General features: G+C 69.5%; 25 protein-coding genes. 13 read left to right on the top strand and 12 right to left on the bottom strand.

All coding sequences use genetic code 11. The annotated features are described in order from the left end of the window. Positions 1-59 precede the first annotated feature (59 nt). The 3 genes from ABZ463_RS19865 to ABZ463_RS19855 all read left to right on the top strand — a co-directional run bounded on the left by ABZ463_RS19865 (position 60) and on the right by ABZ463_RS19855 (position 2435). On the top strand, positions 60-548 hold the full coding sequence (locus tag ABZ463_RS19865; protein WP_362777731.1) for a MarR family transcriptional regulator: 489 nt from the start codon (positions 60-62) through the stop codon (positions 546-548). Between the two features lie 73 nt (positions 549-621). Next, positions 622-1038 carry a DUF3151 domain-containing protein gene (locus tag ABZ463_RS19860; RefSeq protein ID WP_352011107.1) on the top strand — a complete coding sequence of 139 codons (417 nt, stop codon included), beginning with the start codon at positions 622-624 and terminating at the stop codon, positions 1036-1038. Between the two features lie 113 nt (positions 1039-1151). Continuing rightward, positions 1152-2435: an adenylosuccinate synthase gene (locus ABZ463_RS19855; RefSeq protein WP_362777728.1), complete on the top strand. Its 1284-nt coding sequence runs from the start codon at positions 1152-1154 to the stop codon at positions 2433-2435. Positions 2436-2529: 94 nt separating this feature from the next. On the opposite strand, the gene ABZ463_RS19850 is transcribed toward ABZ463_RS19855, so the two are convergent. Further along, a complete protein-coding gene (locus tag ABZ463_RS19850; protein WP_362777726.1) occupies positions 2530-2928 on the bottom strand; it encodes a nuclear transport factor 2 family protein in 399 nt (132 codons plus the stop codon). 62 nt (positions 2929-2990) lie between these two features. On the opposite strand from ABZ463_RS19850, the gene ABZ463_RS19845 reads away from it, so the two are divergent. Beyond that, positions 2991-3488: a helix-turn-helix domain-containing protein gene (locus ABZ463_RS19845; RefSeq protein WP_362777723.1), complete on the top strand. Its 498-nt coding sequence runs from the start codon at positions 2991-2993 to the stop codon at positions 3486-3488. Positions 3489-3493: 5 nt separating this feature from the next. Here ABZ463_RS19845 and ABZ463_RS19840 read toward each other — a convergent pair whose 3' ends face one another. Beyond that, a complete protein-coding gene (locus ABZ463_RS19840; RefSeq protein ID WP_362777720.1) occupies positions 3494-4078 on the bottom strand; it encodes an HD domain-containing protein in 585 nt (194 codons plus the stop codon). 121 nt (positions 4079-4199) lie between these two features. Between ABZ463_RS19840 and ABZ463_RS19835 the strand changes: the two genes are divergently transcribed. Next, on the top strand, positions 4200-5180 hold the full coding sequence (locus ABZ463_RS19835) for a GlxA family transcriptional regulator (RefSeq protein ID WP_362777717.1): 981 nt from the start codon (positions 4200-4202) through the stop codon (positions 5178-5180). Positions 5181-5391: 211 nt separating this feature from the next. Further along, entirely contained in the window at positions 5392-5757 is a 366-nt protein-coding gene (locus ABZ463_RS19830) for a hypothetical protein (protein WP_352011114.1), read from the top strand. 180 nt (positions 5758-5937) lie between these two features. Here ABZ463_RS19830 and ABZ463_RS19825 read toward each other — a convergent pair whose 3' ends face one another. After that, a complete protein-coding gene (locus ABZ463_RS19825) occupies positions 5938-6861 on the bottom strand; it encodes an alpha/beta hydrolase (RefSeq protein WP_362777714.1) in 924 nt (307 codons plus the stop codon). A 55-nt stretch (positions 6862-6916) separates the two neighbouring features. Here ABZ463_RS19825 and ABZ463_RS19820 point away from each other — a divergent pair, with 55 nt between their 5' ends. Then, positions 6917-7492, top strand: coding sequence for a TetR family transcriptional regulator (locus ABZ463_RS19820; RefSeq protein WP_362777711.1), 576 nt, complete (start codon positions 6917-6919; stop codon positions 7490-7492). Between the two features lie 40 nt (positions 7493-7532). On the opposite strand, the gene ABZ463_RS19815 is transcribed toward ABZ463_RS19820, so the two are convergent. Further along, positions 7533-9221 carry a hypothetical protein gene (locus ABZ463_RS19815; RefSeq protein WP_362777708.1) on the bottom strand — a complete coding sequence of 563 codons (1689 nt, stop codon included), beginning with the start codon at positions 9219-9221 and terminating at the stop codon, positions 7533-7535. Positions 9222-9532: 311 nt separating this feature from the next. Between ABZ463_RS19815 and ABZ463_RS19810 the strand changes: the two genes are divergently transcribed. Further along, positions 9533-10924, top strand: a complete 1392-nt coding sequence (locus tag ABZ463_RS19810) for a hypothetical protein (RefSeq protein ID WP_362777706.1) — start codon at positions 9533-9535, stop codon at positions 10922-10924. 57 nt (positions 10925-10981) lie between these two features. On the opposite strand, the gene ABZ463_RS19805 is transcribed toward ABZ463_RS19810, so the two are convergent. The 4 genes from ABZ463_RS19805 to ABZ463_RS19790 form a co-directional block, all read right to left on the bottom strand. After that, positions 10982-12097: a hypothetical protein gene (locus ABZ463_RS19805; protein ID WP_362777703.1), complete on the bottom strand. Its 1116-nt coding sequence runs from the start codon at positions 12095-12097 to the stop codon at positions 10982-10984. After that, complete coding sequence (locus ABZ463_RS19800; protein WP_352011120.1) at positions 12094-12612, bottom strand: SigE family RNA polymerase sigma factor; 519 nt, start codon at positions 12610-12612, stop codon at positions 12094-12096. The genes ABZ463_RS19805 and ABZ463_RS19800 overlap by 4 nt, the downstream gene beginning before the upstream one ends. Before the next feature lie 115 nt (positions 12613-12727). Next, positions 12728-13204 carry a lamin tail domain-containing protein gene (locus ABZ463_RS19795; RefSeq protein WP_362777700.1) on the bottom strand — a complete coding sequence of 159 codons (477 nt, stop codon included), beginning with the start codon at positions 13202-13204 and terminating at the stop codon, positions 12728-12730. A gap of 81 nt (positions 13205-13285) precedes the next feature. Then, on the bottom strand, positions 13286-14200 hold the full coding sequence (locus ABZ463_RS19790; RefSeq protein ID WP_352011122.1) for a sigma-70 family RNA polymerase sigma factor: 915 nt from the start codon (positions 14198-14200) through the stop codon (positions 13286-13288). 83 nt (positions 14201-14283) lie between these two features. Here ABZ463_RS19790 and ABZ463_RS19785 point away from each other — a divergent pair, with 83 nt between their 5' ends. Next, on the top strand, positions 14284-14733 hold the full coding sequence (locus ABZ463_RS19785; protein ID WP_352011123.1) for a carboxymuconolactone decarboxylase family protein: 450 nt from the start codon (positions 14284-14286) through the stop codon (positions 14731-14733). 73 nt (positions 14734-14806) lie between these two features. On the opposite strand, the gene ABZ463_RS19780 is transcribed toward ABZ463_RS19785, so the two are convergent. From ABZ463_RS19780 to ABZ463_RS19770, 3 genes are read right to left on the bottom strand one after another with little or no spacing between them, the layout of a single operon-like run. After that, positions 14807-15241 carry a DUF6463 family protein gene (locus ABZ463_RS19780; protein ID WP_352011124.1) on the bottom strand — a complete coding sequence of 145 codons (435 nt, stop codon included), beginning with the start codon at positions 15239-15241 and terminating at the stop codon, positions 14807-14809. Then, on the bottom strand, positions 15238-15834 hold the full coding sequence (locus ABZ463_RS19775; protein WP_362777696.1) for a DUF2867 domain-containing protein: 597 nt from the start codon (positions 15832-15834) through the stop codon (positions 15238-15240). Before ABZ463_RS19775 ends, ABZ463_RS19780 begins: the two co-directional genes overlap by 4 nt. Continuing rightward, complete coding sequence (locus ABZ463_RS19770) at positions 15831-17774, bottom strand: fumarylacetoacetate hydrolase family protein (protein WP_362777694.1); 1944 nt, start codon at positions 17772-17774, stop codon at positions 15831-15833. The genes ABZ463_RS19775 and ABZ463_RS19770 overlap by 4 nt, the downstream gene beginning before the upstream one ends. A gap of 85 nt (positions 17775-17859) precedes the next feature. On the opposite strand from ABZ463_RS19770, the gene ABZ463_RS19765 reads away from it, so the two are divergent. Further along, complete coding sequence (locus ABZ463_RS19765) at positions 17860-18507, top strand: TetR family transcriptional regulator (RefSeq protein WP_362777692.1); 648 nt, start codon at positions 17860-17862, stop codon at positions 18505-18507. Positions 18508-18753: 246 nt separating this feature from the next. On the opposite strand, the gene ABZ463_RS19760 is transcribed toward ABZ463_RS19765, so the two are convergent. Continuing rightward, positions 18754-19539 (bottom strand): GntR family transcriptional regulator, encoded by a 786-nt coding sequence (locus ABZ463_RS19760; protein WP_352011128.1) that lies wholly within the window; start codon positions 19537-19539, stop codon positions 18754-18756. A gap of 202 nt (positions 19540-19741) precedes the next feature. On the opposite strand from ABZ463_RS19760, the gene ABZ463_RS19755 reads away from it, so the two are divergent. The 3 genes from ABZ463_RS19755 to ABZ463_RS19745 all read left to right on the top strand — a co-directional run bounded on the left by ABZ463_RS19755 (position 19742) and on the right by ABZ463_RS19745 (position 20859). Then, positions 19742-20065, top strand: a complete 324-nt coding sequence (locus ABZ463_RS19755) for a hypothetical protein (protein ID WP_352011129.1) — start codon at positions 19742-19744, stop codon at positions 20063-20065. Positions 20066-20293: 228 nt separating this feature from the next. Continuing rightward, positions 20294-20518: a hypothetical protein gene (locus ABZ463_RS19750; RefSeq protein ID WP_362777688.1), complete on the top strand. Its 225-nt coding sequence runs from the start codon at positions 20294-20296 to the stop codon at positions 20516-20518. After that, positions 20515-20859 carry a hypothetical protein gene (locus ABZ463_RS19745; RefSeq protein ID WP_362777685.1) on the top strand — a complete coding sequence of 115 codons (345 nt, stop codon included), beginning with the start codon at positions 20515-20517 and terminating at the stop codon, positions 20857-20859. The genes ABZ463_RS19750 and ABZ463_RS19745 overlap by 4 nt, the downstream gene beginning before the upstream one ends. Positions 20860-21163: the final 304 nt, after the last annotated feature.

The following is a 21163-nucleotide window of genomic DNA, read 5'->3' as shown; positions in this document are numbered from 1 at the left end:
CGTTCTCTTTACTGAACTATTCATAGCAGAGAACTATTCACTACAGCTACCATCGCTCCATGACCACAGAGGAGCACGACAGCGGGACGGCGCCATGGTCGAAGCCCAGGGGCACCGCGTTCCTGCTCTCGCAGGTGGGCGCGCACGCGGCGGCGCGCTTCGCCGAGCGGGTCGGCGCCCTGGGCGTCGCCCCCTCGGACGTCGGTCTGCTGCGCATGATCGCCATGCGCCCCGGACGCAGCCAGCAGTCCCTGGCCGGAGAGCTCGGGGTCGTGCCCAGCCGGGTCGTCACGCTGGTCGACGGCCTGGAGCGCAAGGGGCTCGTCGAACGGCGGCGCAACCCCCAGGACCGCCGCAACTACGCCCTGTACCTCACCGAGGAGGGCTCACGCGTGATGGCCGGGATGCGCGAGGTGGGCACCGCGCACGAGAACGACATCTGCGCCGCCCTCGACGAGGCCCAGCGTGAACAGCTCGCCGCCCTCCTGGAGGCCGTCGCCGTACAGCAGGGCCTCACCCCCGGCGTCCACCCGGGCTACCGCCGCTGAGCCCGCAGAAGTAAGGCACGTCTCAGGCGGCCGATCTTGGCCTGACCCCGTCCCAACGGGTAGGACTGTCTCTATGGAATCCGAGAACCTTCTCGCCGGTCCGCCGCCCACCAGGCTGCCCGACCTGCCCGAGGCCAGGCAGGCGCTGGAGTCCGGCGCCCAGGCCTCAGACGTCGCCGCGCGCTTCCCCGCCTACCCCGCCGCCTGGGGCGCCCTCGCCGACGAGGCGTTCGCCGCCGGACACGCGGTGACCTCCTACGCCTTCGCCAGGACCGGCTATCACCGCGGTCTCGACCAGCTCCGCAGGGCGGGCTGGAAGGGCCACGGTCCCATCCCCTGGGAACACGAGCCCAACCGCGGTTTCCTGCGCTGCCTGCACGCTCTGGGCCGCGCGGCCCAGGCCATCGGCGAGAAGGACGAGGCGGAACGTTGCCAGCAGTTCCTGAGGGATTCGAGCGCCACCGCCGCCGAGGAACTGAACGGACGCTGACCCGCCAGGAAACGGACAATCCCCATTTCCCACCAGGTCAGGTATTCTCACCTCGCAAGAGCCCCTGTCGCGATTGCGTCAGGGGCTTTGGTTTTTGCGGTTGGAGACTAACGATGCCGGCTGTCGTTCTCGTGGGTGCCCAGTGGGGCGATGAGGGCAAGGGCAAGGCGACCGATCTGCTCGGTGACCAGGTCGACTACGTCGTCAGATACCAGGGTGGCAACAACGCGGGACACACGGTCGTCATCGGCGACCAGAAGTACGCGCTGCATCTGCTGCCGACGGGAGTGCTCTCCCCCAACGTCATCCCGGTGATCGGCAACGGTGTCGTCATCGACCCGGGTGTGCTGCTGAGTGAGATCGACGGCCTCCAGGCCCGTGGCGTCTCCTCGGAGCGTCTGCTCATCTCCGCGAACGCGCACTTGATCATGCCGCACCACAAGGCCCTCGACAAGGTCTCCGAGCGCTACCTCGGCAAGGCCAAGATCGGCACGACCGGCCGCGGCATCGGTCCCGCGTACGGTGACAAGATCTACCGCATGGGCATCCGGGTCCAGGACCTGCTCGACCCGGGCATCCTGCAGAAGAAGATCGAGATCGCCCTGGGTGAGAAGAACCAGATCCTCACCAAGATCTACAACCGTAGGTCCATCGACGCGAACAAGGTCCTCGACGAGTACCTCGGCTACGCCGAGCGTCTCAAGCCGCACATCGCCGACACCTCCCTGATCCTGAACAGGGCCCTCGACGAGAACAAGGTCGTGCTGCTCGAAGGCGGTCAGGGCAACCTGCTCGACATCGACCACGGCACCTACCCCTTCGTCACCTCCTCCTCCCCGACCAGCGGCGGCGCCTGCTCGGGTTCCGGCATCCCGCCGACCCGTCTGACCCGCGTGATCGGCATCCTCAAGGCCTACACGACCCGTGTCGGCTCCGGCCCGTTCCCGACCGAGCTCGACGACGAGATGGGCGACTGGCTGCGCACGACCGGCGGCGAGTACGGCGTGACCACCGGCCGCAACCGCCGTTGTGGCTGGTTCGACGCCGTCATCGCCCGCTACGCCAGCCGGATCAACGGCGTCACCGACTTCTTCCTCACCAAGCTGGACGTCCTGTCCGGCCTTGAGCGCATCCCGGTGTGCGTCGCCTACGAGGTGGACGGGGTCCGCTACGACGAGATCCCGATGACCCAGACCGACTTCCACCACGCCAAGCCGATCTACGAGGAGTTCCCCGGCTGGCAGGAGGACATCTCCGGCACCAAGTCCTTCGAGGACCTGCCCGCCAACGCCCAGGCGTACGTCAAGACCCTGGAGAGCATGAGCGGTGCCCGCATCTCGGCCATCGGTGTCGGCCCCGGCCGTACCGAGACCCTGCAGGTCCACTCGCTGATCTGATCCCGTACGGCCCGCGGACGCGGGGACGGTGCCCGGCGCCGTCCCCGCGTCGCGTTTCCCTCTCCCTGCCTTCCCGTGCCCCCGCGCCGGGAATTCAGGCCTCGGAACCGCGCAGGGCCGCGTCGAGTTTGAGGGTGTCCTCGACGACGACGTCGTCGACCATGCGGCCCCAGCGGAGAGTGACCCACTGCATGGCGAGGTTGCGGTACGGCGTCCCGTCCCGCAGGGTGCCGACGACCTGCAGGCACACCGCGACCTTGGTGTTCCACGGCCAGCCGTTGGCCACGACGTCGACGAGCCTCAGCCGGACCCCGGGCAGACGCTCCTCGAAACGGGCGAACCACGCCCGGAACGCGTCGCGGCCCCGCACGTCCGCGCCCAGCGCCGTGTCCCCGACGAACCGGAAGCGCACATCGGGAGCGGCCATCGCGACCGCCGCCCCGTAGTCGCCCGCGCCCACCTTGCGCCAGGTTCTCCTGACAACGGACCGCACAATAGCGTGATACATGAAGCGCAAGGTATCCTGCTGACTTGCTTTAAGCAAGGGACTCAAATATGACCAGAACGGACTTCACCGGCATCGCATGTTCGATCGCCCGTTCCGCGGCGATCGTGGGTGATCCCTGGGCACTGTTGATCATGCGTGACGTGACGCTCGGCCTGCACAGGTTCGACGACCTCCAGCGCGATCTGGGAGCCGCGACCAACGTGCTGAGCCAGCGCCTCGAACGGCTGGTGGAGGGCGGCCTGCTCCGGCGTGAGCGCTACGCCGAACGGCCCGACCGGTACGGCTACCACCTGACGGACAAGGGCCGGGACCTGGTGCCCGTCCTGCTCGCGCTGACCGCGTGGGGCGACCGCTGGGAGGCCGACGACACGGGGCCGCCGCTGATCGTCCGGCACCACACCTGTGGCGACGACACCCGGGCCACCGTGACCTGCCGGTCGTGCGGCGGCGAACTGACCGCCGACCAGGTCGGCTACCACCCCGGCCCCGGCGGCCGCACGGACCGCGGCACCGCCCTGATCGGCACCGTGCTAGAAAGCCCCTGAGGCGGCTACTCCTCCAGCCTGTCGATCGGATTGGCGCCCATCAGGTCGGTCGCCCCGAGGGCCCGCTCCAGTTCGGCGAAGGAACCCTCCGGGTGCCGTCGGATCTCGCCGAGGAAGCGGTCGCGCATGTGCGAGGCGAAGCCGAGGCGCGGATAGGCCCTCAGAACGCCGGAGAGATCATCCCTCCTGACGTGCTCGTAGCCGAGTCCGCCGACGTCCAGGGCGGCCCCCGCCTGGATCACGCGGTACTCGGGCACCTCCTCGGCGTGGATGTTGGCGTGCCGCAGGATCGCCTCCTCGACCAGGTGGATCCGGTCCGGATCCCAGCCACGCCCTTCGAGGAAGCGGCACGCGTGGTCGGCCCCGACGCGCGCGAACTCCGCCTCGCCGCGGTAGTCCTCGGCCAGGCCGAGGTCGTGGAGCATGGCCGCGACGAAGGCCGCCTCCTCGTCGATCCCGGGTTCGGCGACCAGGTACCGGCCGAAGAGGTAGGTGCGGTAGCTGTGGTTGAGCAGATCCACGGGCTCGGCCTCGGCGGCGAGGGCGACCGCCGCCTGGGCGATGGGCGAGTCGGGAATCGAGGGAATCATCGGGTGCTCCGTACGTCACCGGTGGATGGACGATCACCATCGTCGATCGGCGAAACCGATGTCCGCAAGGACATGCACATGTCATATCCGGCCATCGCATCCGTACGGCAGAGTGGGCACCGTGACTTCGCATCTCGTCGTGATCACCGTGTACGACGGTGTCGAACTGCTCGACGTCGCCGGACCGCTTGAGGTGTTCTCCACCGCCGACCGCCTTCTCGGCGAGGGCGCACCCGGCTACGAGATCGTGGTCGCCGGACCGGAGGCGGGCCTCGTCCGCTGCGCGGGAGGCGCCTCGATCGCCGCCGACGTCTCCTGGACGGAGCTGCGCCGCGAGATCGGGACGTTGATCGTGCCCGGTGGCCTGGTGCTGGACACGACCGGCCCCAGGGTCCTGCGGGCCGAACCGCTCGTCGAGTGGCTCACCACCCTCGCCGACCACGACGTACGGAGGATCACATCGGTCTGCGTCGGGGCCCACATCCTCGCGGCGGCCGGGCTGCTCGACGGACGGCGGGCGACGACGCACTGGGCGGCGGCGGAACGGCTCGCCGCCGACCACCCCGAGGTGACCGTCGCCCCCGACTCGATCTTCGTGCAGGACGGGCACATCTGGACGTCGGCCGGGGTGACCGCGGGCATGGACCTCGCCCTCGCCCTGGTCGCCGAGGACCACGACGCCGAACTGGCCCGCCGGGTCGCCCGGTGGCTCGTCATGTACATGCGACGGCCCGGCGGGCAGAGCCAGTTCAGTGAACTCCTCGCGCACCCCTCGGCATCGGACGCCGGGATCGCTCGCCTGCAGGCGTGGATACCGGACCACCTCACCGAGGACCTCTCCAACGAGGCGCTCGCGCGCCGGGCCGGTCTCAGCGTCCGCCACTTCTCACGGCTCTTCCGCCGCCAGGTCGGGGTCACACCCGCCGACTACGTCGAGACGATCCGGGTGGAGGCCGCGGCGCGGCACCTGCTCCACACCGGCAGCGGCCTGCGGACCATCGCGAACACGGTCGGCCTCGGCTCCGTCGAGACACTCCACCGGGTCTTCAGACAGCGCTTCGGCGTCACCCCGACGGACTACCGCGAGCGTTTCACCACCTGAGCATTTCGCCGGATGACATTCTTTTGAATCACGGAGATCAGGCTATTCTGACGGGCGCCGGGAGCAAGGACTTGGTCGTTTTCCCCGCCAGGATCGGAGCATTGTGCGAACGAAGCCGGGGCGTGCGGTTCTCGCGCTGACCATCCTGTTCCTCCTGGTCAACGGCAGAAGCTGTGCCGCGTGCGACGTTTCGCAGGGGCCACCGGTCACCATGCCGAAGGACGACGCCGCCGCGGACGTGGTGGTCCGCGCCTATCTCGCCGCCGTCGCGGCGCGTGACCCCGACGCGGCCCGCGCCTTGTCGACGCCGTCCTATCACCGGCGTTTCCACGGCTGGCTGAACGACCCGATCAACACGTGGGCCGACGTGAAGGTCTCCAAAGTCGGCAGACCGATTTCCGACACCTATGGACCCGGCGGTTATCGGCAGGTTCAAAGAGTCCACGTCGATGTCGAGATCCGCCGGTGCAGCGAAGAGCCTCCTGACGACGACCGCCATTACCCCTACAGCTTCCTGGTCGGCAGGCAGTCGGACGACGCCCCCTGGAGAATCCTCGAATACGGAGGGGGCGGCTGACCACCGGGTGGCGCAGCCGACGGGCAGCGGGGCGGACGGTTCCTCGATGGGGAGGCGAGGGCGTCGGCCGCACCGGCGTCGCCGCGGTCGCGGTCACCGTGGTTGTGGGTCGTCCTTCGGGGTGATTCTCCGGAGCTCGACGGCCGCCGGATCCGCTTTCTCAGTTGACGGACGTCATGTTCACGAGCGGCGCTCGACCTCGGCCAGGAAGGCGTTGACGGTGGTCTCGACGCGCTCGGGGAACTCGCCGTTGACGGCGTGCGACGCCTCGGGCCAGAGTTCGACGGTGCCGTGCTGCAGGAGGCGGCGTGCCCGTGCCACGGCCTTCTCCGGATTGTGGATGATGCTCCGGCCGCCGATGACCACCAGGGTGGGCAGGTCGATCCCGGCGATCTGCTCGTCGGTTGGGTAGTCGGGCCGGGGAAGGGCGGCGGTGAAGTCACGCATGCCGGAGGCGATCAACTCGGCGACGGGCTCGTCCTCCGAGGCGTCGGCGCCGCCGGAGATCCAGCTCAGCAGGCGTCGCCGTACCGCGCCGGGCATGGGGAGCACCGACCCCAGGGAGACGACGACGACCTTCCAGGTGATGCCACCGAAGGTGACGGCCGGTTCGAGCAGGACGAGCGAGCGGATCCCGGCCGGTCGGCGGACGACGAGGTTGAGCGCGGACCAGCCGCCGATCGACAGCCCCAGCACGTGGAGCTCCGGCTCCGGCAGGGCGTCGACCAGCGAGGTGAGCCAGGCCGCCTGGTCCTCGGAGGAGGCCAGCGGCCGGGTCTGCACGGACAGGCCCGGCTCTCCCATGAGGTCCACCGCGTACACCGGGCGGTTCCTCGCCAGGCCCGCCAGGTTGGCCTCCCACATGGGCGCGGCCGCCGCACGACCGGGCAGCAGCAACAGCGGCACCCCGTCGGCGGGCCCGAACCGGTAGGCGCGGACGGTGCCGAAGTCGGTCGGCACGTCCAGCGTCGCGCTCGGCGCGGGCAGGGTCGCCAGCGCGCGGTCGTAGGCCTGCCGATATCTGGCGTAGGCGGCGGCGTCGTGGAAGTGACCGAGCCTGTCCGCCCTGAATGCCGCTCCGACGTTCGGCGCGATGGTGTCCATGGCAACCCCCTCGTTTACGATACGATCGTACTGTAAACGCTCCACGGAGGTGACGATGCCGAAGCGCGTGGACCACGACGCGCGGCGTGAGGAGATCGCCAGGGCGGCGCTTCGGCTGTGCGTGCGCGAGGGCCCGGAGGCGGTGACCGTCGGGCGCGTCGCGGTGGAGGCCTCGATCTCCAAGGGCCTGGTCCAGCACTACTTCCCCGCCAAGGAAGAGCTGTTGCGGCTGGCCGCGACCATGCGGCGGCACGACATCGAGAGCGCCTTCGCGGCAGCCGTACGGCCGGGTGATCCGCCGCGTACGGCGCTGCGTCAGGTCCTCCTGGCACTTGTGGACCTCGGCGCCGAACAGATCCTGACGGGCCACGCCTTCCTCGCCTCGACCGCCGCGAACCCCCAGCTCCACCGGCTCTACCGGGAGGGGCTGTCCGCCGCGACGGCCGCCGTCGCGCGGCTCGTCGCCGAGTCCTACGGTCCGGCCGTCGCCGCCGAGGCGGAGGCGCGCATCCTGCTCGGCGCGGCGGGCGCGCTCGCCGACGCGCTCATGCTGGGTGAGACCGACCGCGACACGGCCGTCGCGACCCTCGACCTGCAGCTGAACCGCCTCGCCGCCGATCCGGCCTCATGACCATCGGTACGGGCCCTCCGGCGCCGGAGGGCCCGCGCCCTTACTGCATCGGCACCTTGACCATGGTGGGGGTGCAGGGGATGTACAGCAGTTGCTGACAGGTGGCGGTCGTTCCGCCGCTGTTCGGCACCCCGGTCGGGAAGGGGTTCAGGAGGCTGGGGTCCGGGACGGGGTCACCCGGCCGGACCGTCTTGACCGGCTCAAGGACGACGACGGTGCCGTGGTCGGTGCCGGTCGGGTTGCCTGAGCCCGGGGTACCGGGGTTCGGGTTACCGGGGTTGCCCGGGTTGCCGCCGCCGGGGAAGAGCCAGGAGGAGGGCGGGGTGCCGATGACGACGCCCGTCGGAGCCCAGGGGGAACCGCCCCTGCCTCCGCCACCGCCACCGCCGCCGCCGGTGGAACCGCCGCCGCTCGGGGTCCAGTCCGGCGGCTCCCACACCGTCGACGACTGGCACGGGCGGGCCGGAGCGTCCGGTGCCGGAGCGCCCGCCTCGGGCACCGCCTTGACGCCCACCTCGGCCGCGATCATCAGCGCGTAGTAGTTCGCCAGTACGGCGGCGCCCGCCCTGGTGGGGTGCGCGGTCTGCTGGACCCTGTTGAAGGTCGTGGGCCCCGCCTGGATGGCCAGGTTGCGGACGTACGGGCTGCGGCTGCCCAGTTCGTGTCCGGCGAAGGCGTTCTGGATGTCGAGCAGGTCGGCCTGGACACCGTGGGAGACCAGGACCTGCATCGCCTTCCTCATCGAGGCGGTCAACTGGCCCGCCAGCGGCTCCAGCTGGTCGAGGTTGGTGTTGTGCCAGTTCAGGAGCCTGCCCATCACCCCGGTCGGCAGCTGCCCCGCCTTCACGCTCTGGGGGTAGTTGACGAGCATGACCCTCGTCTTCGAACCCCCGGAGGCGTGCATCGCGCGTACCAGCTGGACATAGCGGGCCGAGAGCGTCGAGGGAGTGGTGAGCGGGCGCTGCAGCGGAGGAGTGGGGGGAGCCGAGTCCGCCCATTCGGTCTCGTCCGCGCGTGAGGTGTCCAGCAGGGGCAGGTTGTTTCTGATGATCGCGCTCTGCGCGGCGCCCCCCTTCAGCATGTCCTGGACCCGCGGCCCGAACTGGACGTCGTTGCCGCCGAATCCGGCGATGACCAGGTCCGTTTCCCGGGTGATGCCCTCCTGCTGCGGCGGGTTGTCGCGGTTCTCGTTGTCCAGCTGCCGGACGAAGTAGTGCTGCGACGACGCGCCGGAGGAGGCGTTGAACCGTACGTCGAAGTGGACGTCGGGATTGGCCCGCCGCAACTGGTCGATCGCCACCATGACGGCGGCGTTGGGCGACCTGTGCCGCCAGTCGGTCTGGTAGTCCTCGGCGGAGTATCCGGGGGCGGGAACCGGCCCGTTGGGCCCGGGAATCATCGGCGGAGGGACGACGCCCTTCTTGTTGTAGTAGTCGCTCGTCCCCTCACCGGACATGTAGGAGTCACCGGTGATGACGATTCTGACGACGCGTTGCCCCGGTAACGGGACCGGCTGGGTTCCGAAGGCGTTGAAGGCCGGTCCGCCGGGTCCGCTTCCCGGTTCGCAGAGGTCGGTGTTCCCGTACTCGGCGATGATCTGCCCCAACGTGAAAGGCGGGTCCTTCTCGGTCCCCGCCGGATCGAGGGGCGGTTTCGTGGGGGAGATCTGCGCGGACGCCGCGCCCGTCGCGGCCCACGTCATACCGGCGACCAACATGGCGACCGTCATGACCTGCAATTTAGGTGTTTTGCGTCGCATGCGGCGATTTTCGCAGTGGATCACAATGGCGACAATTAGACTAAAGTAGATATATTTCCTATTAGACCGGGATATTTCACCAAAGGCACGCAAGAGCTTCCGCAACGTCGGCTCGCGATGGCCGGCGGCTTCCTGTTCCTGTCGGCCTTCGCCTCACCGCCCTCAGCGCGACGCGGCCGGGGGGATTCGCCCGGGCGGTAAACGCATTTTCTGTGGTGGGTGTCATATCTGACATACGCGACATCCGTCGCGAGGGAAAACGCGGATGTGGAAGGGAATTCATGCTGCCGTTAAGCGGTGTGACCCAGCAGGAACCGTTCACCCACCCCCAGCTCCCCCAGCCTCCGCTCCGTGCGACGCTGCACCGGTTGGTACGGCGCGCCTACGACAGGGTCCGGCCGGCCGACCTGGGCGCGTTGCGGGTCGCGCTCGGCAGTACCGGCGTGGACAACTACGCCAGGACCGCCGCCCCGTTGAACTACGCGAACGCGGCGGCCAACGACACCCTGGAAAAGCTGATCGCGGTCCTCGCCGACAGGACCCCGTACGTCGCACAGGCCGGAAACCGGCAGAACCAGCCTCCGGGCGACGCCGGTCAGGCGGTGCTGAAGACCATGGTGGACGAGGCGACCACCGCCTTCACCCAGATCGCGGCGGGCAACGCCGACGCGCACATCACCGCCGTCTTCAACCTGCCGGACGGCACCAGGCTGCCGAAGATCAAGCAGAGGTTCACCGACGCCGCGAACGGGCTGAGGCGCCTCTACGACAACCGGATGATCCTGCTGGACAGCCGTGGTGACCTGGCCATCCAGGGTGCCGGGGCCGTGTCGTCACCCGAGTCGCTGACCGTCCCCATGGCGTTCGCGGACGCCCGCACCGACGGCCGGGTCCGCACCCTGCTGCACGAGTCCTTCCACATCGCCGGCAAGGACATCGTGGACCACATCTACTTCGGCGCGGCGGGCTTCGCCACGGTCGACTGGCCGGCCATGAAGACCAACGCCGACCACTACGCCGAGGTGGCCAGGCGCCACACGAACCTCGTCCTGCCCGCGCCCGCGCCGCTCGCCGTACTCGCCCCGGCCGCCGGTCCGGCCCTGACGGTTCCGCAGGAGACCAGGGTGCGCCAGGCGCTGACGGAGGCCCAGGAGCGTCTCACCAAGGGCTGGGCGCGGTCGCTGTGGGTGTGGCAGAACATGGTGTTCGTCCAGAAGTACCAGAACTCCTACATCTGGCTGGATGAGGCGCCGACCGAGTTGCTGTACCGGCAGCTCATGCTGGAGTCGCAGCAGATCTCGATGACCCTGCACCACGGGCCCGGCGGCCGCTCCACCACCCCGGTCGACACCTCGCCGGTCCTTCCCCTGATCACCGCCTACGACCTCGCGGTGATGGAGGAGGTCCTGGCCGACCTGCACCGGCTGGTCGGCTGGGGTCAGGCGCAGCAGACCGTGCACGTCCTGGCGGCCGGGACGCCCCTGCCCGCGGGGAACGCGGCCTACCTGTGGGCCGCGGACGTGACGAACGCGGCGACGCCGGTGTCCAACCTCGCCGACCAGCTCGTCGCCCAGGCCACCCAGTCTCTGGCCGACCCCTGGCTGCCGACCGCCGCCGCCCTCAAGACCCTCGTGGACGGCATGCGCGCCCGTCACGGCCAACTCTCCAGCTGAACGCCGGAAGGGCGTCGGAGCCCCCTTGTCCGACGCCCTTCCCACACGCTCGGTGGATCAGTTACTCGCGATCCCCGGCAGGGTCAGGTACGGCGCGTTCGGATGGTCGGCCAGCCGGCGGGTCTTCCCGGCGCCGATGTCGACCCCGTAGACATAGGTGCGCTTCGAGTCCTGCACGACGACCGTGAGTTCCGACCCGCTCAGCCAGGGACCGGTGGCCATGACGGGTTCCCCCTCCGGGAGGCCGCCGATGGGCACCTCGCGCACCCTGCGCCCGGTGCCGACGTCGAGCAGGGTGAGCGTACGCAGCTCCTGGACCCACTTCTTGGCGTCGCGTCTTTCGAAGGCGGCGACCGTACGGCCGTCGGGAGAGATCTCGCTGAAGCCCGTGAACGTGCCGTCGAAGTGCACCGTCCTGCCTCCGCCGGTGACGGGCATCAGCCGCAGGTCGGTCCTGAGGTACCGGACGAGCTCGGCGACGCCGCCGCGCACGCTGACCGCCTCGTACTGGCCGGGCACCCGCACCGTCGTGCCGGTGCGCACGTCGATCAGCAGCCCCGGCTTCTTGGTCCCCTCGCGCGGGTCGAACACCACGTGACGGCCGTCGTCGGAGAGCACGAGCATGGAGCCCGCGCCGATCTGCGACTCCTTCACCGTGACGGGGGACGTCGTCTCGGAACCGCCCACGAGGTCGCGCACCACGTGCGCCCGGGCCTTCCTGCTGTAGTAGGCGAGCATGCGCCCGTCCCGGCTGATCGAGACGGGCACGCGGTGGTTCTGGGCCGTCATGGCGAGCGCCTGCGGCAGCCGGTAGGTCGTGCCCGCGCGGGTGACCACCCGCCACTCCGCGGAGGAGCAGTCGAGGGCCTTCCGCTTGTCCACCTTGCAGGGCGTCTCGTACGCGTATTCGAGCGGTCCCACGTTCCCCCCGGGCAGGTCGGCGATCGCGCCCGCCCGCAGTGACGCGGCCACCTCCGGGGACCGGGACCGCGTCACGGTCGCCATCACCGTGCCCGTGGCCACGACCGTGACGACCGTGGCGACGGCGGCCAGCACGGCGGTCGTGTGCCGTCTGCGCCGGTTCCCCGTCAGGATCCGGTCGACCATGCCGGACAGGTCCGCCGAGGGCGCCTCCTCGGCGAGGTCGTTCAGGGCTCTGCGCAGCCTCGTCATACCGCCACCTCCTGCAGTAAGGAAAGGGAACTCCGGTCGGACAACTCGGGCGCGAGCCTGCGCAGGCGGGCCAGCGCGCGGTGGGTCTGGCTCTTGACGTTGCCGACCGAACAGCCCAGCGCCTCGGCCGTCTGCGTCTCGGTGAGGTCCTCCCAGAAACGCAGCACGAGTACGGCGCGCTGCTTACGCGTCAGCTTGGTCATCGCCTGACGCAGCATGATCCGGTCGATCGTCGCCTCGTCGTGGGAGGCGCCCCGCTCGGGTGGAGAGGCGCTCGGCCACTCCCGCTGTAACCGCCGCCGCCACGAGATGTACTGGTTCATCAGCGCCTTGCGCGTGTACGCCTCGGGGTTGCCGTCAACGGACAGCTTGGGCCACTGTTTGGCGACCTTGATCAGCACGCTCTGCAGCAGGTCCTCGGCGAGGTGCGCGTCACCCGTGAGCAGGTACGCGGTCCTCGTCAGCGCCTGCTGCCGGGCGAGCACGAACTCGCGGAAGCCGTCGTGACGATCCAATGTGATCTCCTCTCGCCGGTTCCCAACGCGGCCAAACCAGCGAAAGGTTGCAGGACATCTCAAACGGAAGGAGCCCGCCCCTTCCGGCGCGGGCTCCTCGGCGGTTCACCGGGTCCTAGACGCAGTTGACGTACTCGACCCGGGACGAGTTGTAGGAGCAGGAGTCGACCAGCTTCCCCCTGGGGTCACGCAGGTAGCCGGTGTCCCTGGTCTGGTTCCAGATGTAGGCGAGCGTGCCCCCGCTCCTGCCCCAGTACCGGGTGGTCGCGGTGTTCCTCCCCTTACCGGTCCGCAGGGTCACCGTCTTGCCCGCACCGAGGGTGAAGGCGCCGAACGTGTAGACGTGGTCGGAGCGACGCGTCTCGTCGCGGACGGTCCAGCCCTTGAGGCTGACCGCTCGCCGGGTCGTGTTCTTGACCTGGATGTACTCGCCGTTCAGGCTGCTGTTCGCCCCAAAATCGGGTGACCCAGGCGAGTTGTACCAGATACGGGTGATCTGGAGGGACGGAGTCGCGGCGGCCTGAACGGGCAGGGCGGGGACGAGCGTGGCGGCGGCCAGTGCCACCGCGCAGGCCAGGGGGAGAGAACGCACCAATCCTCCGGAAGCGCAGTAAAAGGTAACTCTGCTAGTGATCCTCGCACTTCACACGTCTTTTGAGCAGGTCCCGACGGCTCACGCCGGGTCGGGCAGGTTCATCCGCGCGAGCTTGGCCGGGTCGGTGAGGGCCGTGATGGCGGCGATCCTGCCCTCGGTGACGGTGAACGCCAGGACGGAGAGTGGGGTGCCGTCCTGATGCCAGGAGACGAAGCCGGGCAGGCCGTTGACGAGGACCGCCCGGCCGAGGGCGCCCGCGCCAGAGGACAGCCGCGCGCCCGCCGCGACCCTGGTCGCGCCAAGGATGACGATCTCTCCGGTGGGGGTGTCGACGGTCAGCCTCACCTCGGGGTCGAGCAGGCGCAGCAGTTCCTCGAAGTCGCCACGGCGGGCGGCCGCCAGGAAGGCCTGGACCACCTCGCGCCGCTCCCGACCGGCACCCGCCGGACGCTCGGTGGCCCGCACCTTCCTGCGGGCCCGGCTGGCGAGCATCTTGGCGGCGTCGGTCGACCTGCCGAGGATCTTGCCGATCTCGTCGAACGGCACCGCGAACAGGTCGTGCAGCACGAAGGCCAGCCGCTCACTCGGCCGGAGCGATTCGAGGACGACGAGAAGCGCGAGCCCGACCGAGTCGGCGAGCACCGCGTCCTCCTCGGGAGCGGGACCGTCATCGGGGGTCACCACGAACTCGGGCAGCCGGTCGTCCAGGAGCACCTCGGTGCGGGCCCGGCGCGTCCGCAGGACGTCGAGGCTGATCCTGGCGACCACCGTGGTCAGCCACCCGGCGAGGTTGGCGATGCCGGCGGTGTCGGCGGTGTCACCAGCGACCGCCGCGTCCTGGCGGGACAGCCGCAGCCACGCCTCCTGGACCACGTCCTCGGCGTCGGCGTGTGATCCGAGCATGCGATGGGCGACCGCGCGCAGCCGGTCGCGCTGTGACTCGAACGCCTCGGCCATCGGGTCGGCGGGCCTGGCCTGGCCGGTGTCGGGCATGTTGTTACCTTCCGCAGAACCGCTCCGTCATGGGTGATGACGAGCCGGAACGGGCTCAGGTAACCGACGAGGGAGCAGGAACCATGGAAGCACGTCTGAAAGGTACGGCAAGCCCCGAACTGATCGAGGGAATCACGAAGCTGTACAGGGTGATTCACTCCGGAGGTGTCGACGGCCGTCTGCTGTCGCTGGTCCACCTGCGCGTCAGCCAGATCAACGGCTGCAGCCCGTGTGTCTTCGCCTCGGTCGCCTCGGCGAAGAAGGCCGGTGAGACCGACGAGCGGCTGCACCACGTCGTCGCGTGGCGCGAGACGTCCTTCTTCACCGACGAGGAACGGGCCGCGCTCGCCCTGGCCGAGGCCGCCACCCGGATCCAGGACGGCGCCCCCGGCGTGACCGACGAGATCTGGGACCACGCCGCCGACCACTTCACCGGCGAGCAACTGAACGCGATCACCATGGAGATCGCGCTGACCAACTTCTTCAACCGGATCAACCACACGATCCGCGAGCAGGCCGGCAAGACCTGGTGAACCGGACGGGGCGTCGTCGCGACGGACGACGCCCCGCCGGGAGCGTGAGCCGGACGCCCCCGTGGTGACCGGCTCAGCTCCCGTGCGAGGTCGGCGCACCCACTCCCCTCCGCGCCGCCAGGACGATGAGCGCTCCGGCGACGGCCCCGAGGAAGAACGGGGACGGCACGAGGACGACGCCGCCCACCACGGACCACGCCGCGACGCCCCAGCCGACTCCGGCGGGTACGGTCACCCCACGCCCGGCGAGGTGCCACGTCAGGCAGCCCAGCAGGACCAGGGGAACGGCGAAGCCTCCCGGACCGGCCCAGAAGATCGTCTTGTCCCGCAGGGTCTCCACCAGCTCACCCGTGTCGCCGCTCGTGCCGAGGAACGGGACGGCCGCCCACAGGCCCTGCCGTACCCAGTCGGAGATCTGCGCCCAGCCGGTGAGCACCACCACGGACAGGTGCCCCGCGCCCAGCGTGATCATGATCCCGCTCGCCCAGCGGAGCATCCTGGAGTTCATCGGGGCGTCCTTTCCGCGTGGTCCCGCCAGGCCCGTTCCCAGCGCCGGGTCAGCGCCGGGTAGACGACGAGGTACCTGAAGGGCGCGATGGCGGCCATGTAGAGCCGTCCGAACAGGCCGTTGGGCTTGACGAGGACGGCCATCCTCAGTTCGTGGTCACCGTCGGCGCCTCGAACCCAGCCCAGGTGCATCACGGTGTGCACGGTCCTGTTCGCCAGTTCCCTGGCGGACTCGGTGTCGAGTTCGTAGACCGCCCTGAGCGGCATGGTCGCGCTGTCGGCGCCACGGGGGGCGTCGCGGAGGTCGTCGGGCAGGCGGTCGCGCAGCGAGCCGACCCGCGCGCCGACGCCCGAGGACGGCCTGTCCCAGCCGAGCAGCGCGCCGATCCTCCAGCGGAGGGTGAACAGGGACCGCGCGGGCCGGGGCAGCTTCGCGATCCCCCCGGCGGTTCGCATCGCCGCGAGCATCGTGGGGAAGTCGTCGGGCCCGGCGCCGGGGGTACGGAACGACCACACGTCCTCGACCGTGAAGTCCCCGGTGAGTTCGTGGACCCGCCAGGGCAGGCGGGTGTGCGCGGTTCCGGGGAGCCTCACGAGAGCCCCCGTGTCGCGTCCCAGTCGGCCATCATCGCCATCAGCGTCAGCCGGTTCAGCTCGGGCGTGGTCTCGGGGTCGAGTTCGCGGTAGCGGCGGTGCAGGTTGACCACGATCCGCTCGGCGTCCAGCCAGGTGGCGTACTCCCCGAGGTCGACGGTCTTGGCCGCCTCCGCGAAGGGGACGCCCCGGGCGTGGGCGGCGTCGGCCTGCTCGACCACATGGGTGAGGTAGCCGCGTACCGCGCGAACGCCGTCGGGGTCGGTGACCGGGCCGTGGCCGGGGACGATCGTGTGGGCGCCGGTGGCGATCATCCTGTCGCAGGCGGCGATCCAGTTGCCGACCGGGCCGCTCCACACGATGGGCGTGCAGCCGACGAACAGCAGGTCCCCCGCGAAGAGCACCCCCGCGTCGGGCACGTGCACGACCGTGTCGGCGCCGGTGTGGGCGGGACCGAGGTTCGTCAGGCGCACCTCACGCCCTCCGACGTCCAGGGTGAGCTCCCCGTCGTAGGTCCGGTCGGGCAGCCTCAGACGGATCCCGCCGAAGTCGAAGGGCCCGAACCGCTCACGGAGGTAGGGGGTCGCGGGGCCGACGTCCATGACCTGGGTGGCGGTCAGCAGCTCCGCGGGCATCTCGTGCGGCATCTCCGCGCCGGTGGCCGTGGCGGCGACGATCTCGACACCCTCGCCGAGCAGTTGGTTGCCGTGGGTGTGGTCGCCGTTGGAGTGGGTGAGGACGGCGTGGGTGAGCGGGTGCCGAGCGGTGACGTGACCCATCGCGTGGAGCATCTCGGCCGTCAACGGCAGGTCGAACAGGGTGTCCACCAGGATCGAGGCGCCCTCGCCCGCGACCAGCCCGGCGTTGCTCAGGCCGTACCCGCCGTCGGGCAGCAGCCAGGCCCACACGTCCGCGCCGACCTCGTGCAGACCGCGCGTGTAGGGCAGCCGCGACGGCGCCCTGTTCACCCGGGGCCGCGGCGGACGCCGGTCGGGGTTCTCCCGAGGCGTCAGCGCGTACGGCCTGACCGACGCGCGAACCGTCTGCCGGGTACGGCCCAGCCCCTCGACGGCCAGCTCGACGACGTCGCCGTCCTTCAGCCAGCCGGGGAAGGAGGCCGGGTCCGTCAGGGACAGGTGCTCGACGAGGCAGCAGCCGGGCACCGTACCCGAACCGAACACGTCACCGGGCAGCAGGTCGACACCGCGTGAGGCGTAGGAGACGACCTCGCCGAAGCTCCAGTCCATGGAGTCCGTACGGCCCGAGCCGATGACCCGGCCGTTGACGGTCGCCTCGACCCGCAGCGCGAGCCTGCCGTCGCGAAGGTAGGACTCAAGCTCGTCCGGGGTGACCAGGAACGGGCCGAGGGTGGTCGCGCCGTCCTTGCCCTTGGCCTGGCCGATCGCCAGCGCGGCCTCGTGCGTCTGCAGGTCCCGCGCCGACCAGTCGTTGTAGACGGTGTAGCCGACGATGCGCTCCTCGGCCTGCTCCGGGGTGAGGTCCCGGCCGCCGGGGCCGATGACCGCCGCGATCTCCAGCTCGAAGTCGAACCAGGAACTGCCCGGGGAGATCGCCACGTCGTCGTACGGCCCGACGACCGTCGAGGGAGCGGCGAAGTAGAAGGCCGGGATCTGGTACCAGGCGTCCTTGAGCGTGCGCGGCCGCCCCATGGCCTGTTGGCAGTTGCGCATGTGGTCCAGGAAGCACAGGCAGTCGCGCATCGAGGGCGGACGCGGGATCGGCGCGCGCAGCCTGACCCCGGCCAGCGGGACCGTGTGCGCCTCCGAGGTCAGTGCCGCCTCCCCGGCCGCGCGCAGCTTCTCCGAACCCTGGCCGATGAGGTCGATCAGGCTGACGCCCGGCCCGATCGGGTGGATCCGGTCGTCGTCGACCACTCCGACGCGGTCGCCGTCGTCCGTTTCGTAGGTGACCCAACGCATGGATGCCTCTTTCTATGTTGGATGACACAGAATATATCGATCAGCACTTGGTAGGTCATCGGGCATACCTGGTTTGATGGGTCACATGGCCACGCGACGTACCGAGATGACGCAGGAGAGCCGCCGGCTGCTGGTGACGGCCGCCTCCGAACTCTTCGCCGAGAAGGGCTACCGGCAGACGAGCTTCATCGACATCGCCGACCGGGCCGGTATCAGCCGTGGCTCCATCCCCTGGCACTTCGGCAACAAGCTGGGCCTGCTTGAGGCGGTGATCGACGACCGCCTCGACGCCATGCTGACCGCCTTCGGCCCGGCCCCGGCGTCCGGTCCGGCCTCAGGAACCTCGGCTTCCGGCCCGGCTTCAGAAGGCTCGGCCGCAGGGGAGGTGCGCGGCGACCCGCTGGAGCAGGTGATGGCCTTCATCCGCATGCCCGTCGCACGCCTGTTCATCACCCTGCTCGCCGAGGCCGTCGAGGCCGACTCACCGATCCGCGACCACTACGCCCGGCTCCACGTGGCCCTCAGGGAGGCCGTACGAGCCTGGATCCCGGAACACGCCGTTCCCCCGGGAACCACCCCGGAGGCGTTCACGGTCGTCCTGGTGGGAACCGTCATCGGCATCCACGCCCAGTGGCGGATAACCCCGGAAGCGGTAGACCTGGAAGCCGTCCGCACCGCCCTCCGCGCCCTGCTTCCCACGGTCCTGGAGAGCACCGGGACCGACCGGGAGTGACGAGCGACCAGGATGCCGGAGTCGAGACGACCCACTGGAGGCCGCGTTGCGAACCCTTCAGGGTGATAAGTGAGCCGAAGATAAAGTCCCAGGTCAGGCATCGCAGGAGCGGGATTCGCTCGCGGGCGCCAGAGGCCGAGACGAGACATCGGTGCACGGCTCGGTCATACCGATCCCCTCGTTGAAGGCGTCAGACCAGATCCGGTAGCAACTGAGGTACGGCGAGCACCCTCAAAAGTGAGCGTTTCAGCTGGGCCGGTGTTGTTCGGGTTGGGGTGGCAGGACGATGCGGTCCACGCGGATGGCGCGGTCGGATGGGATGACGATGGGGTCGGCGACCTCGACCACTCGGCCCTGGGCGAGGGTGCGGCGGACGATGGAGAAGACGGGGATTCCGCTGCCGATGCCGAGGGTCGCGCCCTCCTGGGCGTCGGGCATGCGGGCGGTGGTCTCCTCGGTGATCTCGTCGACCTCGATGTTGAGGGTTCTGAGCTGGGCGATGTTGCCGCCGGGCCAGGGTTCGTTCTTCGGGTCGGCGACGGCGGTGCCCTCGACGTCGGCGGCCAGCAGGCAGGAGCGTGAGGTCTGGGAGGGCAGGCCGTTGGCGTAGAAGACGAAGCGGCGTTCCAGGACCCTGGTGCCGGGTTCGACGCCGAACAGGGCGGCCAGGCGTGGGTCCGCGGTGATCCACTGGTAGGCCTTGTCGAGGCGGTATTCCGACCATCCGATGCCCGCGTCCCGGGTGAAGGAGGTCTGGGGTACGGTCTGCGGTCCGGCGTCGGCGAGGTAGCGGTCCATGGAGATCCGGCGGACCGGTGGGCGTTCGCGGACGGTGGTGCCGCCTCGGCCGCGTGTTTCGACGAGTCCTTGGCCTTTCAGGTCGTCGATGGCTTTGCGGATGACGATCTCGGAGACGCCGTAGCGCTGGGCGAGGTCGGCGTGTCTGGGCAGTCGTGTTCCTGCGGGAAGGTCACCTCGCAGGATCGCCTCGCGCAGCTCGGCCGCGACGTGTTCGTAGGCATGACCCCGCACCGGTTCTCCCTTTCTTGGAAGGATCTTTGTCGAACGGCTTGACAGGCACGATACCGGTCTCCATTCTCGCATACGCCAATCAGTTAACGTATACGAGAACGGGGGCTGGGTGACAACTCCACACGATCCGGCACATCTCGCACGCCTGACATTCCGATGGCGTGACGAGCACTGGCACCTCATCGAGGAACCGGAGCCCATCGTGGTCATCGTCAGCGACCGCCTGTCGAAAGGGGACCGATACCCCACAACGGAGAGCGCCGAAAGCGCCTTCTGGGACTCGGTGACAGGCGCCCTCCTCGCTCACTCCGAGCGCCTGGCCAGCGCACAGTGGCCAGGCGCGGAACTCGCCGTCATCCGCGACCACGGCGACCACGTCCACCTGGCGGAGAAAACCATCCGAAGCGGTTGCCCACCAATATGCCAGGCCTGGACGCTCACCGACGCCGCGACCGGCATCACCGCCTTCCTGCGCCGACTACGTCTACTGGCCGAGAAGGAACTCTCCGACCACGCAAGTCCTTGATCGCGGAAAAGCACAACAGCACCCCAGGCCAAGGGCGCTGACCGCAAACGTTCGGTGATCGAAACGGATGATCGCACCCGCCCTACCAGGGTGGCCACCAACCGGAAGACACCTACGACCACGCCAACCGCGTATCGAACACCGCACTGAGCACTTCCCGAAACAGGGCCTCTACCCGGAAACCACTACCACCCGACAGGCCCTTGAGCAGAAGAGGAGGTTCGATTCATGGAGACTCCGGCCTGCCAGACGATCCCTGGCTGGCGGCTGATCATCAGTGATGCCGGACGGTTCTGGGCGATCCGCAATCGGGCGTTCCCGAGTACGGCGTTGCGGGCCGGTGCGGAGCCGACCGTGGACGCCGACACCTTCGAGGAGGTCCGGGAGGCCGTGGCCGCGCAGGAGGAGAAGGCCCGGGAGGCCGTCGCGGCTGTTGAGGGGGTGCCTTCGTGACCGGGCGGCATCGGGACGGCCTGCCGTACGCGCCGGTGTATCGGCGGGTGTGGGACGGGCCTGCGCGGGCCGAGGCTGAACGGATCGACCAGTCGTGGGCGGACTGGACGGTTCTTTACAGCCTGGGGCGACGTTCCTTCTACGCGATGGCCTCCTGGGACGGTCCGCGTCCGGTGATCGTCGAGGACTCCACTTCCGAGGGGTTGGAGGAGCGGATGCGGGAGGCGGAGATGATCCGGGCGATTCGGCTCGCGCCACCTTCACCGGCTCGACGGGGACGCCTTACCTCCGAGGTGGCGAGGGTCGGTGGACGGCGTTCGCCGGGCGGGAGGGCGGCGTGATGCTACTTCCCGCAGGGCCTCGTCAAGTTTCTAAGTTTTCGGATCGAACCTGTGACTCCGTACAGACGGCTCACCCGGACTGGCTCGTCTTCCACAGCTCGCGGTCCGGCCTGTGGAGCGCCTACCGGAGCGTCCTGCCCAGCAGGCCGTACCCCGGGGACGTGCTGCTGGTGTGTGCTGCATCCGCCGAAGAACTGGACCGCAAGCTGTGTCGACGACGGGTGAAAACTGACCCTGTGGCGACGGCCGAAAACTGACCCCCCTTCAGTCACTCTGGAGGGTGATCAAGGTGGAGGACTGGGCG

Origin of the sequence: Streptosporangium sp. NPDC020145, from assembly GCF_040631275.1 — a bacterium.
Classification (GTDB): Bacteria; Actinomycetota; Actinomycetes; order Streptosporangiales; family Streptosporangiaceae; genus Streptosporangium.
Note: the sequence above shows the minus strand (reverse complement) of the source record. Positions and strands in the feature narration are given on the sequence as shown.

Excerpts from the sequence above, each read along its gene's own strand:
- ABZ463_RS19865 (WP_362777731.1), top strand. The coding sequence starts at position 60 with ATGACCACAGAGGAGCACGACAGCGGGACGGCGCCATGGTCGAAGCCC.
- ABZ463_RS19860 (WP_352011107.1), top strand. The coding sequence starts at position 622 with ATGGAATCCGAGAACCTTCTCGCCGGTCCGCCGCCCACCAGGCTGCCC.
- ABZ463_RS19855 (WP_362777728.1), top strand. The coding sequence starts at position 1,152 with ATGCCGGCTGTCGTTCTCGTGGGTGCCCAGTGGGGCGATGAGGGCAAG.
- ABZ463_RS19845 (WP_362777723.1), top strand. The coding sequence starts at position 2,991 with ATGACCAGAACGGACTTCACCGGCATCGCATGTTCGATCGCCCGTTCC.
- ABZ463_RS19840 (WP_362777720.1), bottom strand. The coding sequence starts at position 4,078 with ATGATTCCCTCGATTCCCGACTCGCCCATCGCCCAGGCGGCGGTCGCC.
- ABZ463_RS19830 (WP_352011114.1), top strand. The coding sequence starts at position 5,392 with ATGCCGAAGGACGACGCCGCCGCGGACGTGGTGGTCCGCGCCTATCTC.
- ABZ463_RS19825 (WP_362777714.1), bottom strand. The coding sequence starts at position 6,861 with ATGGACACCATCGCGCCGAACGTCGGAGCGGCATTCAGGGCGGACAGG.
- ABZ463_RS19820 (WP_362777711.1), top strand. The coding sequence starts at position 6,917 with ATGCCGAAGCGCGTGGACCACGACGCGCGGCGTGAGGAGATCGCCAGG.
- ABZ463_RS19815 (WP_362777708.1), bottom strand. The coding sequence starts at position 9,221 with ATGACGGTCGCCATGTTGGTCGCCGGTATGACGTGGGCCGCGACGGGC.
- ABZ463_RS19810 (WP_362777706.1), top strand. The coding sequence starts at position 9,533 with ATGCTGCCGTTAAGCGGTGTGACCCAGCAGGAACCGTTCACCCACCCC.
- ABZ463_RS19805 (WP_362777703.1), bottom strand. The coding sequence starts at position 12,097 with ATGACGAGGCTGCGCAGAGCCCTGAACGACCTCGCCGAGGAGGCGCCC.
- ABZ463_RS19790 (WP_352011122.1), bottom strand. The coding sequence starts at position 14,200 with ATGCCCGACACCGGCCAGGCCAGGCCCGCCGACCCGATGGCCGAGGCG.
- ABZ463_RS19785 (WP_352011123.1), top strand. The coding sequence starts at position 14,284 with ATGGAAGCACGTCTGAAAGGTACGGCAAGCCCCGAACTGATCGAGGGA.
- ABZ463_RS19780 (WP_352011124.1), bottom strand. The coding sequence starts at position 15,241 with ATGAACTCCAGGATGCTCCGCTGGGCGAGCGGGATCATGATCACGCTG.
- ABZ463_RS19770 (WP_362777694.1), bottom strand. The coding sequence starts at position 17,774 with ATGCGTTGGGTCACCTACGAAACGGACGACGGCGACCGCGTCGGAGTG.
- ABZ463_RS19765 (WP_362777692.1), top strand. The coding sequence starts at position 17,860 with ATGGCCACGCGACGTACCGAGATGACGCAGGAGAGCCGCCGGCTGCTG.
- ABZ463_RS19750 (WP_362777688.1), top strand. The coding sequence starts at position 20,294 with ATGGAGACTCCGGCCTGCCAGACGATCCCTGGCTGGCGGCTGATCATC.